This is a genomic window from Glutamicibacter creatinolyticus (genome assembly GCF_006094275.1).
Taxonomy (GTDB): Bacteria; Actinomycetota; Actinomycetes; order Actinomycetales; family Micrococcaceae; genus Glutamicibacter; species Glutamicibacter creatinolyticus.
Map to the genome: position 1 here is coordinate 597,668 of NZ_CP034412.1, position 13,536 is coordinate 611,203.

Genomic DNA, 13,536 nt, shown 5'->3' on the forward strand with positions numbered 1-13,536 from the left:
CCCCGGCCCGGCAGAAAACTAGGAGAACACCATGAGCAAGCAGCACTTCCCGCAGGCCAGCATCCTCGGCTACCCGCGCATCGGCCGGCGCCGCGAACTGAAAAAGGCGCTGGAGGCGCACTGGGCCGGCACCCTGACCGAGCAGCAGCTGCACGAGCGGGCCTTTGCCGTGCAGCAGCAGAACCTGGAACGCCTGGTGCAGCTGGGGCTTGACCCGGCGAACGGCTCCCTGCCCGGGGACCACGCCTACTACGACCAGGTGCTGGACACGCTGGTGGCGCTCGGGGCGGTGCCCTCCCGCTTCGCCGAGGTGCTCAGCGCCCCGCTGAGCACCGCCGACGCCTTCACGCTGGCCCGCGGTGACGCGCAGCGCGCCCCACTGGAAATGACCAAGTGGTTCGACACCAACTACCACTACCTGGTCCCGGAGCTCGGCGAGCGCACCACCCTGCGCGCCAACCCCGCCGGGCTGCTGGAGAACTTCACCGCCCACGCCCGGGCCGGGCACACCATCCGCCCCACCCTGGTCGGCCCGATCAGCTTCCTGCTGCTGGCCAAGGCCGAGGAGGGCGCCGCCCGCTCCGGGTTCACGCCGCTGCACCGGATCGATGAGCTCGTTGAGGTCTACGCCCAGCTGCTGGCCGAGCTGGCCGCCGCCGGGGTGGGCTGGGTGCAGCTCGATGAGCCGGCCCTGGTCACCGAGGCCGGTGCCCGGCACGCGGTGCCCGGCGGCCTGGCCGAACGCGTGTACCGCCAGCTGTCCTCCGGCCCGCGCCCGGCGCTGCTGGTCACCACCGGGTACGGCACCGCCGGGCAGCTCACCCGCCCCGGTGAGGGCCTGGGGGTACTGGCCCGGGCCGGTGTGGACGCGGTGCAGGTGGACCTGGTGCGCGGGGTGGCCCCGCAGCCCGAATTCCTTGGCCAGCTGCAGGGCACCACCGTGGTGGCCGGGATCGTGGATGCCCGCAATGTGTGGCGCAACCACCTGGGCGCCTCGCTGATCGCGCTGCGCGCCCTGCGCCAGGCGGTCACCGCCGCCGGCGGACGCCTGGCGGTGGGCACCGCCACCTCGCTGCTGCACGTGCCGCACGATGTGGCCCTGGAGGGGAACCTGCCCGAGGGGCTGGCCGACTGGCTGGCGTTCGCGGACCAGAAGGTCAGCGAGGTGCTCACCCTGGCCACCGGCCTGGAGCACGGGGAGGATGCGATCGCCCGCGAACTGGTGGCCACCGAGCGGGCGCTGGCCGCCCGCGCCGCCTACCCGGGCACCACGGTTCCGGCGGTGCGTGAACGCCTGGCCGGGCTGGGTGAGCAGGACCTGCAGCGCCCGGATGAGCAGCAGCGCGCCGCCGCGCAGCGGGCGGGCCTGCAGCTGCCGCTGCTGCCCACCACCACCATCGGCTCCTTCCCGCAGACCGCTGAGGTGCGCGCCGCCCGGGCCGCCCACGCCGCCGGAACCCTGGACGACCAGGGCTACCGCCGGTTCGTGGAGCAGGAGATCGCCCGGGTGATCGCGCTGCAGGAGGAGCTGGGGCTGGATGTGCTGGTGCACGGGGAAGCCGAACGCAACGACATGGTGCAGTACTTCGCGGAGAACCTCGACGGGTTCGCGGTCACCGAGCACGGCTGGGTGCAGTCCTACGGTTCACGCGCCACCCGCCCCTCGATCCTCTTCGGCGACGTCACCCGCCCGGCGGCGTTCACCGTGCCCTGGATTTCCCACGCCGCCTCGCTGACCGGCAAGCCGGTCAAGGGCATGCTCACCGGGCCGGTGACGATCCTGGCCTGGAGCTTCGTGCGCGATGACGTGCCGCTGCAAACCAGTGCCCGGCAGGTGGCGCTGGCGCTGCGCGATGAGATCCAGGACCTGCAGCAGGCCGGGATCCGCATCATCCAGGTCGACGAGCCGGCGCTGCGTGAACTGCTGCCGCTGCGTGCCGCCGCCCAGCCGGAGTACCTGCGCTGGAGCGTGGACGCCTTCCGCCTGGCCACCGGCGGGGCGGCGGCCGGCACCCAGATCCACACCCACCTGTGCTATTCGGAGTTCGGTGAGGTGATCGGCGCGATCGACGCGCTGGGCGCGGACGTGACCTCCATCGAGGCGGCCCGCTCGGCGATGGAGGTGACCGCGGACCTGAAGTCCTTCGGCTACCGCCGCGGCATCGGCCCGGGCGTGTACGACATCCACTCCCCGCGGGTGCCCTCCCAGCAGGAGATCGCCGAGCTGATCGGCACCGCCCTGGATTCGGTGGACCGCCAGGCGCTGTGGGTGAACCCGGACTGCGGGCTGAAGACCCGCGGCTATGCCGAAACCACCGCCTCCCTGGCCAACCTGGTCGCCGCCGCCCGGCAGGTGCGCGCCGACCAGCTGGCCGCGATCTAACCCCGCGCACCACCACCGGTACGCACCAGCACGAGTAAAGGAGCCAGCCATGGCGCAGCAGTCCACCACAGCGATCCACGCCGGATACAGCCCCGGCGGCGAGCACCGTCCCCTCACGGTGCCGCTGTACCCCTCCGCGGCCTACGAATTCACCTCGCACGCCGATGCGGTGGAGAAGTTCGCGCTGCGCCAGGCCGGCTTCACCTATTCCCGCACCGGCAACCCGACGGTGGCGGTGTTCGAACAGCGCGCCGCCGCCCTGGAGGGCGGGGCGCACGCGGTGGCCACCGCCACCGGGCAGGCGGCCGTGGCCCTGTCCCTGCTGGCCCTCACCCAGGGCCCGCGGCACCTGGTGGTCTCCAACCAGCTCTACGGGGGCACTGTGGACCTGCTGACCGACACGTTCCACGACTTCGGGATCCGGGTCAGCTTCGTGGACCCGGACAACCCGGACGCCTGGCAGGCGGCGATCGAGCCGGACACCCGGGCGTTCTTCCTCGAATCGGTGACCAACCCGCTGTCCACGGTGCCCGACCTGCCCCGGCTGGCCGCGATCGCGCACCGGCACCAGATCCCGGTGGTGGTGGACAACACCCTGGCCACCCCCGCGAACTTCCGGCCGCTGCAGCACGGGGTGGACATCGTGGTGCATTCGGCCACCAAGGCGCTGGCCGGGCACGGGCAGGTGCTGGGCGGGGTGGTCATCGACGGGGGCGGCTTCGACTTCTCCGACGCCGAGCGCTGGCCCCAGCTGGCCCGGGGCCGCGAACGCTACGCCGGGTCCAGCCTGCTTGAACGCCACGGGGCCGGGGCGTACGCGATGCTGGTGCGCTCAAAGTTCCTGCACGACCTGGGCCCCACCCTCTCCGCGGCCAGCGCCCACAGCATCCTGACCGGCATGGAAACCCTGGCGGTGCGCGCCGCCGCGGTGCAGCACAACGTGCAGCTGCTGGCCCGCTTCCTGGCCGCCCACCCGGCCGTGGCCCGGGTGCACCACCCCAGCCGTCCCGAGCACCGCCACCACCGGCGCGCCGCCGCCCTCTTTCCGCGCGGCACCGGCAGCGTGCTGGCCGTTCAGCTGCACGACGCGGCCCTGGTGCCCGGGGTCATCGACCGGCTGCAGGTGATCGCGCTGGCCGCGAACATCGGGGACACGCGCACCATGGTCGCCCACCCGGCGACGATGACCCACTGCCGGCTCTCCGCCGCCCAGCTGGCCGAGGCCGGGCTGGACCCGGCGGTGCTGCGCCTGTCGGTGGGGCTGGAGGACCCGGCGGATCTGATCCGCGACCTGGACCATGCGCTGAACGCGGCGCTGGCCGAACGCCCCGGACCCGGCGCCCCGTGTCTGGCCCCCGCACCGAAAGTGAGCATCGCATGAGCGGCTTCAACACGCTGGCGGTCCACGCCGGCCAGGCCAAGGACCCGGCCACCGGCGCGGTCATCCCGCCGATCTACCAGACCAGCACGTTCATCCAGGACGGCATTAACGTGCTGCGGGCCGGGCACGAATACTCCCGCGGCTCCAACCCCACCCGCAACGGATTTGAAACCCAGCTCAACGCCCTGGAGGGCGGGGCCGCCGGGTTCGGCTTCGCCTCGGGCATCGCCGCGGAGGACGCGCTGCTGCGCGCGGTGCTGGCCCCGGGCGACCACATCGTGCTAGGCGCCGACGGCTACGGCGGCACCCACCGGCTGATCACCGGGCTGCACCGCAAGTGGGGGATCACCGCCAGCGCCGTGCCGATCACCGACCTGGATGCGGTGCGCGCGGCCCTGCGCCCGAACACGGCGCTGCTGTGGCTTGAAACCCCCTCCAACCCGCTGCTGGGCATCGCCGATCTGGCCGGCTGGGCGCAGCTGGCCAGGGACGCCGGCGCCCTGCTGGTGGTGGACAACACCTTCGCCACCCCCTACCTGCAGCGCCCGCTGGATTTCGGCGCCCACGCGGTGGTGCACTCCACCACCAAGTACATCGGCGGGCACTCGGACGTGCTGGGCGGAGCGGTCATCGTCACCGAGCACCTGCACCGCGGCACCCCGCTGGCCGAGGCGGTCGGCTACCAGCAGTTCGCCGGCGGGGCGGTGTGCGGGCCGCAGGATTCCTACCTGGCCGCCCGCGGGCTGAAGACCCTGGGGCTGCGCATGGAACGGCATTGCGCCACCGCCGCAGGCCTCGCCCGCTGGCTGCAGACCCGCAACGAGGTCACCGGCGTCTACTACCCGGGACTTGAGGAACACCCGGGGCACCAGCTGGCCGCCCGGCAGCAGCGCGGCTTTGGCGGGATCCTCTCCCTGACGCTGGCCGATGAGCCCGCCGCGCGCGCCTTCGCCGAATCCATGCACTACTTCCAGCTCTCGGTCTCCCTGGGCGGGGTGGAATCCCTGGTCTGCTACCCCCGGGAGATGACCCACGCCTCGCTGATCGGCACCCCGCTGGAAGTCCCGGCGAACCTGGTGCGCCTCTCAGTGGGCATCGAGGAGCCCGAGGACCTGCTGGCCGACCTGGAGCGGGGGCTCGGCGCGGCGCGCACCGCCGGTGCCGGCACCGCACGGCGCCCGACCGGGAAGCTGGTGCCAACCCCGCGCTAGCTGTGCTGCCCAGGCAGGCTGGTCAAGCGGCCCCGGGGCGGCGGTACCGCTGTCCCGGCGGCCGGCGGCCTTGTTATCCACAGCAGGCCGGGGCGCCGGTGTGCAGGCTGGCTGCCGGGGGCATGATGGGGCCATGAACACCTCCGGCACCGAAGCGGCGCTGGATCAGCTGGCCCAGGCGGTCAACCTGATCGACAGCGCGACGGCGGCCTTTGCAGCGGATGAACCGGCTGCCGGGCATGCCGCCTACTTCGCCTGGCTTGTGGAACAGGCCGGCGAACGCCTCACCCGCGCCCAGGTGCACGCCGCCCACGGGCTGCGGGCCAGCGGCGCCCACCTGCTGGAGCCCGATTCCTACCAGGCGATCCGGCAGGCCGGGTTGCGGCCCAGCGTCGAGGACCTGGCGCGCACCCGCGGCCGGAAAACCACCGGGCGCAGCTACTTCAAGAACACCGTGGACCTGTACAAGGGGTGGCTGAACCTCGGCGTCGGCGTCGCCCAGGACCGGATCAACATGGCCGACGCGCTGGTCGCCGGGATCACCGAGGCCGGGCAGCGCACCGCGCCACGCTTCGGGCGGCTGGGCGATGAACTGGCCAACCCCGACACCAACCCGGCCCTGGTGCTCACCGCCGCGCGGCAGCTGCGCAAGGCCGAACCGGACCTGGGTGCCGGACCGCAGGCCGGCGAAGCGTGCGAACGGCTGCAGGAAGACGCGATCACGCTGATCCGGCACGAACCGGGCACCGCACGCCGGCACCTGCCGCGGCTGATCGAGCAATCCCTGGGGGAGAACCGTCCACTGGCGGCCCTGCTGGGCGAGGCCGGGCTGTTCCGCCGCGGCATGCGGCGCGGACTGATGCACTACCTGCTCAAGGTCATGCCCCAGGACGCGGAGCTGATCGAATCCCTGTGCGTGCAGATCGACAACCCCAAAACCATCGCCGGCAACCGGGACGAGCTCAAGGCCCTGGTCAACGAACAATACGCCCGGCCCACCCCGGAACCGGACGCCGATGAGCAGCCTGCGGGCGCCCAGGCCCCCGCACCCGGCTCTGCCAGCCTACCGCCGCAGTGGGGCGAGCAGGACACCATGCCCGACTGGGCCCGCCCTCACGACCCGTCCGCCACCACCAACGCCGCCGAGCAGGCTCCGCCCACGGCAACACCGCCCACGGCAGCACCGCCCACGGCAGCACCGCCCACCCCGGATGCCCGCCCCGCGCAAACCCCCGGGGCGGGGGAAGGCGCCGGCGCCTTTGGCCAGCTGGGCGGAACGGACCGGTTCCCCGAGGAGCTGCTCAAGCCCTTCGAGGACCTGCGCCCCGAATTCCGCCACCTGATCGCGCTGCTTTCACTGCTGCGCGCCGATCACAGCGGCACCGGCAAGCAGGTGGGGGTGGTGCAGCCCGAGATCACGGTCATCATGGATTACGACAAGATGGTCGCCGACGGCAAGGACTTCGCCGTCACGGAAAACGGCATCCCCATCTCCGCGGCCGCGATGCGGGCCATGCTCTGCAACGGGATCCTGCGCCCAGCGGTCTTTGGCACCAAGAGCGAGATCCTGGACATCGGCCGCACCAACCGGCTCTTCCCGAACTACATGCGCAAGGGCCTGCGGGCCAAATACCGCGGGTGCGCCTACCCCGGGTGCACCATGCCCGCCTCCAGATGCGAGGCCGACCACATCACACCCTGGGACGAAGGCGGGCAGACCAGCATCGATAACGGGTGCCTGTTCTGCCCGATGCACCACCATGCCCGGCACTGCGGCCTGTTTACGGTGATCCGCAACGAAGACGGCCCACCCATGGTGTTGTTGCCCAAGGATCTGGACCCCCATCAACGCCCGCGGATCAACACCTACTGGCTTAGCCCCTCCGAGGCGCTTACGGCCGCCCGGGCCGAGCAGGCCGCCGCCGACCGGCTGGCCGTCTGAAACACATAGGACTGCCCCGACCGGTCACGGTCGAGGACAGCACACCACCACTGCCGCCACGCGGCGTCCAATCCAGGCCGGTTTCCGCCGGCTCGGCGCTCGCGTCCCTAGGAATTGGCGGCCAGGTGCTTGGCGGCAAGCTCCAGGTAGGTGTCCGCGTTCTTTGACAATCCCGCGACCTCTTCCTCGGTCAGCTCACGGCGCACCTTGGCCGGAACCCCGGCCACCAGGCTGCGCGGGGGAACCTGGGTTCCCTCCAGCACCAGCGCCCCGGCCGCCACCAGGCACTGCTCGCCGATCACCGCGCCGTTCATGATCGTGGCGCTCATGCCCACCAGGCACCCATCGCCCACGCTGGCCCCGTGCACCACCGCCGAATGCCCCACGGACACGGACTGGCCCACCGTGCACGGGAAACCGGCATCGGCATGCAGCACCACGTTGTCCTGCAGGTTCGTTCCGGCGCCGACCCGGATCGGGGCCGAATCCCCGCGCACCGAAACGCCGTAGAAGGCGCTGGCGCGCTCGCCGAGTTCCACATCCCCGCTCAAGGTCGCGGTGGGGGCAACGAACACGTTCTGCGCCACCTTGGGGGTGGCGCCGTCAATGGTAATAATGTGAGCCATGGCACCCACTGTAGTTCAGGGGACGAACCGGCAGCGATTCCGGCCCGCGCAGATGACACCACCGCGCCGCTCGCACAAGCGGCCCGGAAAAGCGGCTCGGAAAAGCGGCTCGCAGGAAGCCGCTAGGAGAAGACGATGGTGCGCTGCCCGTCGAGCATCACCCGATGCTCGGCATGCCACTGCACGGCCCGGGTCAGGGTGCGCCCCTCGACGCTGCGCCCCAGCTCCACCAGCTGGGCGGCGGTACGTGAATGGTTGACCGGGGTGACTTCCTGGTCGATGATCGGCCCTTCGTCCAGATCGGCGGTGACGTAGTGGGCGGTGGCGCCGATGAGCTTCACGCCGCGGGCGTGGGCCTGGTGGTAGGGCTTGGCGCCCTTGAAGGAGGGCAGGAAGGAATGGTGGATGTTGATCACCCGTCCGGCCATGCGCTCGCACAGCGAGTCGGAGAGGATCTGCATGTAGCGGGCCAGCACCACCAGTTCGATCCCGTGCTCCTGCACGAGCTTGAGCAGCTCGGCCTCGGCCTGGCCCTTGTTCTGGGCGGTCACCGGCAGGTGCACGAAGTCCACCCCGTAGAACTCGGCCATCGGCTGCAGGTCACGATGGTTGGAGACGATCACCGGGACCTCGATCGGCAAGGTGCCGGCGCGCTGGGCGAACAGCAGGTCGTTCAGCGCGTGCCCGGCCTTGGAGCACATGATCATGGTGCGGGTGCGGCGGGACGATTCGAACACCTTCAGGTCCATGCCGAATTCGTCGCGGATGGGCGCCAGCTGGGCCATGACCTGGTCCAGGGTGTGCCCGGTGGCCACCTCGATGCGCATGAAGAAGGTGTTGGAATCCGGGCTCTCATACTGCTGCGACTCGGTGATGTTGCAACCGGCACCCAACAGGCCCCCGGAGACGGCATGGACGATGCCCGGACGGTCGACGCAGGAGAGGGTGACGATGAAGTGGTTGCTCATGCATTCCAAAATACGTGGGCTGGCGCCCCGGCACCGAATTGATGAGCAAAGATCACACCCGCAGCGATTGCGGTGACTTCTCCTCTGGGTGCACAGTCGTGTAGCCGCTCGCCTCCGTGCCCGCCATGCCGGAGGCATGCTGCTTCAGGTGCTTGATCGCGGCGATGGCGGCCCGTCGTCCGGCACGGGTGGCCCCAATGGTGGAGGCCGACGCCCCGTAGCCGACCAGATACAGTCCGGGCTGGTCGGCGGCGCTGACCGCATCGGCGGACATCCGGATCCCGCCCTGGGCGGTGCGCAGCTTCAGCGGCGCCAGGTGCTTCAGCGCGTGACGGAATCCAGTGGCCCACAGGATCGCGTCGATGCGTTCGCGGCTGCCGTCGCTGAACACCACCGCATCGGCCTCCAGGCGGGAGATCGGGCCCCGGGAAATCATCAGCCCGGAGGCGATCGCCGCACGCATCTGCCCGGTCAGCGGCAGGCCGGTGTTGGCCACCACCGGCCGCGGCGGACGCCCGGCCCGGGTGTCCTCGGTGACCCGGCGTTCGACCTCCAGCCCCCAGTCCCTGGTGCTGGCGAAGTCCTTCCAGCGCGGTGGGGTGCGGGTGGACCACCGCGTGTCGATGCCGGCCGCGTCCAGCTGCACGATGAACTGGGTGGCGCTGGCCCCGCCGCCGACCACCAGGGTGCGCCGGTTCGCGAACTGCTGGACCCCGGTGAAGTTCCAGGTATGCACCTGCAGGCCGGTGAACGTGTTCATGCCGCGGTAGCTGGGCCAGAACGGGTTGCTCCAGGTGCCGGTGGCGTTGATGACGGTGGTGGCCTGCAGCCCGGTGCCATCAGCCAGTTCCACTTCGAACCCCGCCGCGGAACCGGTTCCCTTGCGACTGACCGAAACCACCGGGCCCGAGCGGTAGACGGGCAGGCCCATGTGCTGTTCATACTCCCCGTAGTAGCGGCTGACCACGGCCGAGGCCGGCTCGGTGGGGTCCGGGGTGGCCAGTTCGAAGTCCGGCAGGGGGTGCAGGTGGTGGGCCTTGCCGAACGTCAGTGAGTCCCAGCGGTCCCGCCAGGCCCCGCCGGGTCCGTCGTTGGCGTCGAGCATGACGAAGTCCACCCAGGGCCGCATCCCCCTGCGCAGCAGGTGGTATCCGGCCGACAGGCCGGCCTGCCCGGCGCCGATGACCACCGTATGGTACCTGGTGCGCAACTTGCCGCGATCCACCGTTGAGCTCACTCCTTGACTCGTGCCATCCGGTCCGGGGCCACCCGCCAAATCATATTGACGTGTCAACCTCCTGCCCGTTGCAACGCTCACATGACGTGCAACATTCCCGCCGCATTCGATAAACTCGGTGACGGACTGAACTTCAACTCGTAACTGGCGTTGGGTGGATCACCACCGGGGAGCGAAAACCGACATTCCACCGCAGACCGCGCGCCTGGGTTTGCGGAACCTGACCATCGACGATGCCCCGCCCGGCCGGGGCTCGCGAACGAAAGGACACCCCATGACCGCCCAGATTCTCGACGGCAAGGCGACCGCAAAACAGATCAAGCAGGAACTGACCCAGCGGGTCGCGGCCCTGCAGGAGCGCGGGATCACCCCGGGGCTGGGTACCATCCTGGTCGGCGATGACCCGGCATCGGCCTGGTACGTGCGCGGCAAGCACCGCGACTGCGCGGAGGTGGGACTGGAGTCCATCCGCGTGGACCTGCCCGAGCAGACCACCCAGGAGGAGCTGCTGGCCAAGGTGCGCGAGCTGAACGAGGACCCGGCCTGCACCGGCTACATCGTGCAGCTGCCGCTGCCCAAGCACATCGACCAGGACGTGATCCTGGAGGCGATGGACCCGGCCAAGGATGCCGATGGCCTGCACCCGATGAACCTGGGCCGACTGGTCGCCAACGTCAACAAGCCGCTGACCAGCCCCGCCCCCTGCACCCCGGCCGGCTGCGTGGAGCTGCTCTCGCGCCATGGGCTGGATTTGAAGGGCAAGCACGTGCTGGTGATCGGCCGCGGGGTGACCATCGGACGGCCGGTGGGCCTGCTGCTGACCCGCCGTGATGTGAACGCCACCGTCACCCTGGCCCACACCGGCACCACCAATCTGCCCGAGCTGCTGGCCCAGGCCGACGTGGTGATCGCCGCCGCGGGACAGGCCCACATGGTCAAGGCCGACGCGATCAAGCCCGGCGCGATCCTGCTGGATGTTGGCGTCTCGCGCGTTGATGGCAAGGTCACCGGGGATATCGATCCGGACGCCGCGCAGCACGCCTCCTGGATCTCCCCGAACCCCGGCGGCGTGGGGCCGATGACCCGGGCGATGCTGCTGGCCAATGTGGTGGAAACCGCCGAACGCCAGGCCTCCTAGCCGACGCGCGGCGCCGGCAGCGGGGGGAACGTAAGCGAGAAAGGCTTGGGCCCTGCGGTTTTTCCGCAGGGCCCAAGCCTTTGTCACAGCTCCGGTGCCGGCCGCTGGCCGAGGCGTCGAGCCGGAACTACTTCACCGGTTCATTCTCGGTCGCGGGCCCGCGGCCCACCACCAGTGCCCCGACTTCCTGTTCCGCCTGGTTCGTGTAGGACAGGTCGATGCCCTGGCGGTCACGGATCAGGCTGACCACCAGCAGGGAAACAATGCAGAAGGCCAGCAGGTACAGCGCCACGGCGTTCGTTCCGCCGGTGGCCTGCACCAGGGCGGTGGCAATGGTCGGGGCGAACGCGCCGCCGATGATCGCGCCGATCGCGTAGGAGATCGATACCCCGGAGAAGCGCACCGAGGCCGGGAACATCTCCGAGTACAGGGCCGCCTGCGGCCCATAGGTCAGCCCCAGGCCGATGGAGAAAACCCCGAAGGCCAGGTACAGCATCACCAGCGACCCGGAGTTGACCATCGCGAAGACCGGGAAGAGGGAGAGCGCCAGCACGATGAAACCGATCTGGTAGGTGCGCACCCGTCCGATCCTGTCGGCCATGATCCCGGAAATCAGGGTCATCACCAGCCAGATCGCGGCACCAAAGGCCACGGCCAGCAGCACGTCGGTGCGTTCCAGGCCGATGGGGCCTTCGGGGTCGGTGGTGTAGTTCTGGAAGAATCCGCCGGTGGTCATGTACCCGGCGGCGTTGTTGCCGGCGAAGACGAGGGCGGCAATCAGCACCAGCGGCCAGTGCTTGCGGAACAGCTCCACGACCGGGACCTTGGTCTGGGCCTTCTTCTCGGCGATCTCCTCGAACACCGGGGACTCATCGACCGCGCGGCGTACGAAGTACCCGATGATGATCAGTACGAAGCTGACCAGGAACGGCACGCGCCAGCCCCAGTTCAGGAATGCGTCGCCGGGGGAGATGACCCCGGTCATCAGCGCCATCATGCCCGAGGCGAGCAGCATGCCCAGCGGCACGCCCACCTGCGGGTAGGCTCCGGCTCGGCCGCGGCGGTCCTTCGGTGCGTGCTCGACGGCCATCAGGACCGCGCCGCCCCATTCCCCGCCGGCGGAAACGCCCTGCAGGATGCGCAGCAAGAGCAGCAGCACCGGGGCCAGCAGCCCGGCGGTGTGGTAGGTCGGCAGCACGCCGATCAGGGTGGTGGCCGCACCCATCAGCGACAGGGTGAGCACCAGCATGGCCCGCCGGCCGATCTTGTCCCCGTAGTGCCCGGCCAGGAAGGCCCCCAGTGGGCGGAACAGGAAGGAGATGCCGACCGAGGCGAAGGAGATCAGCAGTCCGATCCTGCTGCCGGCCGGTTCGAAGAACAGCTGGGGGAAGACCAGCCCGGCGGCGGTGGCGTAGATGAAGAAGTCATACCATTCCACGGTGGTGCCGATGACCGTGGCGAAGGCGACGCGCCGTTGGTTGGATTTTTCAATGCGGGTGTTGGGCGAAGCGGCGATGCTCATGTTGCTCCTCGGTTGACGGTGTGTCGTGCGTGACCACCGCCTGAGTCTTGTGTCACCTCAGTGTTGCACCGCACACACGTAAGGTAAACTTCAAATATCTGCAATAGTTTTGAAGGAAGTCTTAAGAAGTGTCTGGATTCTCGCTGCGACATCTGCAAATCATGGCGGAACTGCCCGAACATGACACCCTGGGGTCCGCTGCTTCCGAGCTTCACATTTCCGAATCCGCGCTGTCCCAGGCGCTGAACACCATCGAACGTCTGGCGGGGGAGCAGCTGTGCCTGCGCCGCAAGGCCCACGGGATCACGATGACCGCCTCGGGACGCTACTTCTCCTCCCTGGCCCGCAAGATCGTGGCCGAGGTCGAGGATTTGAACGCGACCTTCCCGCACCGCGAGGGCGTGCTGCGCGGACCGGTGCGCTTTGGCTGTTTCGCCTCGCTCTCCCCACACCTGATTCCGGCCATCATGGAGGGCTTCCCGCCATTGCACCCCCGGGTGCAGGTCTCTGTGCAGGTGGGCACGCATGACGATTTGATCCCGGCGCTGAATTCCGGGGAGCTGGACGTGGCCTTCGTCTACGATCTGATGCTGCCCCCGGATTTGCGCAAGCAGGTGGTCTACGAGACCGAGATGCAGGTGCTGCTGCACCCGCAGCACCCATTGGCGGCCCTGGAGCGGCCCCTGCAACTGCGGGACCTGGTGGACGAACCGATGATCATGTACGAATCCACTCCCAGCACGGACTATGTCCTGCAGCTGTTCGCCGCGCAGAGTCTTGACCCGCACATCATTGCCTCGCTGCCGCAGATGATCCTGGTCAGCGCCATGGTCGGTCGTGGGCTGGGGTACGGGATGCTGATGGAAAGGCCGAACAACGCCCAGCTGTCCCTGGAGGGCAGGGCCCTGGCCTTCCGCCGGCTCAGTCCACCGAACTACCCCAATTCGGTGGTCGCGATCAGTCCCCGACATACCACCCTGTCCCCGCGGGTTCAGGCGCTGGTGGATTACGCCACCGACCTGATGGGCCAGGCGATGGCCGAGCAGCGCGCCCTGGCCGAGCTGCCCGGAAGCCGATCGCGGTAGCCGATCCGGTGGCCGGAGCCTGTTGTGCGAGCGCCTGCACGAG

At 69.7% G+C, this 13,536-nt stretch carries 10 protein-coding genes and 1 riboswitch; of the genes, 6 read left to right on the top strand and 4 right to left on the bottom strand.

Going from position 1 to position 13,536, the window contains the following annotated elements; genetic code table 11:
* Positions 1 to 31 precede the first annotated feature (31 nt).
* The 4 genes from metE (at position 32) to GcLGCM259_RS02790 (ending at position 6,917) form a co-directional block, all read left to right on the top strand.
* Positions 32 to 2,383 carry a 5-methyltetrahydropteroyltriglutamate--homocysteine S-methyltransferase gene (gene metE / locus GcLGCM259_RS02775; RefSeq protein ID WP_138925692.1) on the top strand — a complete coding sequence of 784 codons (2,352 nt, stop codon included), beginning with the start codon at positions 32 to 34 and terminating at the stop codon, positions 2,381 to 2,383.
* A gap of 49 nt (positions 2,384 to 2,432) precedes the next feature.
* Positions 2,433 to 3,764 (top strand): O-acetylhomoserine aminocarboxypropyltransferase/cysteine synthase family protein, encoded by a 1,332-nt coding sequence (locus tag GcLGCM259_RS02780; protein WP_138925693.1) that lies wholly within the window; start codon positions 2,433 to 2,435, stop codon positions 3,762 to 3,764.
* Positions 3,761 to 4,975, top strand: coding sequence for a cystathionine gamma-synthase (locus tag GcLGCM259_RS02785; protein ID WP_138925694.1), 1,215 nt, complete (start codon positions 3,761 to 3,763; stop codon positions 4,973 to 4,975). The genes GcLGCM259_RS02780 and GcLGCM259_RS02785 overlap by 4 nt, the downstream gene beginning before the upstream one ends.
* 133 nt (positions 4,976 to 5,108) lie before the next feature.
* Entirely contained in the window at positions 5,109 to 6,917 is a 1,809-nt protein-coding gene (locus GcLGCM259_RS02790; RefSeq protein ID WP_138925695.1) for an HNH endonuclease signature motif containing protein, read from the top strand.
* Between the two features lie 107 nt (positions 6,918 to 7,024).
* On the opposite strand, the gene GcLGCM259_RS15675 is transcribed toward GcLGCM259_RS02790, so the two are convergent.
* The 3 genes from GcLGCM259_RS15675 to GcLGCM259_RS02805 form a co-directional block, all read right to left on the bottom strand.
* Positions 7,025 to 7,543 (bottom strand): gamma carbonic anhydrase family protein, encoded by a 519-nt coding sequence (locus GcLGCM259_RS15675; RefSeq protein WP_138173522.1) that lies wholly within the window; start codon positions 7,541 to 7,543, stop codon positions 7,025 to 7,027.
* 122 nt (positions 7,544 to 7,665) lie between these two features.
* On the bottom strand, positions 7,666 to 8,511 hold the full coding sequence (purU, locus tag GcLGCM259_RS02800) for a formyltetrahydrofolate deformylase (protein WP_138173524.1): 846 nt from the start codon (positions 8,509 to 8,511) through the stop codon (positions 7,666 to 7,668).
* Between the two features lie 52 nt (positions 8,512 to 8,563).
* The gene (locus tag GcLGCM259_RS02805; RefSeq protein ID WP_246049717.1) at positions 8,564 to 9,736 is read right to left on the bottom strand and encodes an NAD(P)-binding domain-containing protein; all 1,173 of its coding nucleotides are present in this window, start codon (positions 9,734 to 9,736) and stop codon (positions 8,564 to 8,566) included.
* A gap of 142 nt (positions 9,737 to 9,878) precedes the next feature.
* A riboswitch (ZMP/ZTP riboswitch) is annotated at positions 9,879 to 9,966 on the top strand.
* Between the two features lie 56 nt (positions 9,967 to 10,022).
* On the opposite strand from GcLGCM259_RS02805, the gene GcLGCM259_RS02810 reads away from it, so the two are divergent.
* Positions 10,023 to 10,886, top strand: a complete 864-nt coding sequence (locus tag GcLGCM259_RS02810) for a bifunctional methylenetetrahydrofolate dehydrogenase/methenyltetrahydrofolate cyclohydrolase (RefSeq protein ID WP_138173526.1) — start codon at positions 10,023 to 10,025, stop codon at positions 10,884 to 10,886.
* Between the two features lie 127 nt (positions 10,887 to 11,013).
* Here GcLGCM259_RS02810 and GcLGCM259_RS02815 read toward each other — a convergent pair whose 3' ends face one another.
* Positions 11,014 to 12,408: an MFS transporter gene (locus tag GcLGCM259_RS02815; protein WP_138925696.1), complete on the bottom strand. Its 1,395-nt coding sequence runs from the start codon at positions 12,406 to 12,408 to the stop codon at positions 11,014 to 11,016.
* Between the two features lie 128 nt (positions 12,409 to 12,536).
* Here GcLGCM259_RS02815 and GcLGCM259_RS02820 point away from each other — a divergent pair, with 128 nt between their 5' ends.
* A complete protein-coding gene (locus GcLGCM259_RS02820; RefSeq protein ID WP_246049719.1) occupies positions 12,537 to 13,493 on the top strand; it encodes a LysR family transcriptional regulator in 957 nt (318 codons plus the stop codon).
* Positions 13,494 to 13,536 lie beyond the last annotated feature (43 nt).

What these genes read in the sequence shown, in the direction of transcription:
- metE (WP_138925692.1), top strand. Translation starts at nt 32, where the DNA reads ATGAGCAAGCAGCACTTCCCGCAGGCCAGCATCCTCGGCTACCCGCGC.
- GcLGCM259_RS02780 (WP_138925693.1), top strand. Translation starts at nt 2,433, where the DNA reads ATGGCGCAGCAGTCCACCACAGCGATCCACGCCGGATACAGCCCCGGC.
- GcLGCM259_RS02785 (WP_138925694.1), top strand. Translation starts at nt 3,761, where the DNA reads ATGAGCGGCTTCAACACGCTGGCGGTCCACGCCGGCCAGGCCAAGGAC.
- GcLGCM259_RS02790 (WP_138925695.1), top strand. Translation starts at nt 5,109, where the DNA reads ATGAACACCTCCGGCACCGAAGCGGCGCTGGATCAGCTGGCCCAGGCG.
- GcLGCM259_RS15675 (WP_138173522.1), bottom strand. Translation starts at nt 7,543, where the DNA reads ATGGCTCACATTATTACCATTGACGGCGCCACCCCCAAGGTGGCGCAG.
- purU (WP_138173524.1), bottom strand. Translation starts at nt 8,511, where the DNA reads ATGAGCAACCACTTCATCGTCACCCTCTCCTGCGTCGACCGTCCGGGC.
- GcLGCM259_RS02810 (WP_138173526.1), top strand. Translation starts at nt 10,023, where the DNA reads ATGACCGCCCAGATTCTCGACGGCAAGGCGACCGCAAAACAGATCAAG.
- GcLGCM259_RS02815 (WP_138925696.1), bottom strand. Translation starts at nt 12,408, where the DNA reads ATGAGCATCGCCGCTTCGCCCAACACCCGCATTGAAAAATCCAACCAA.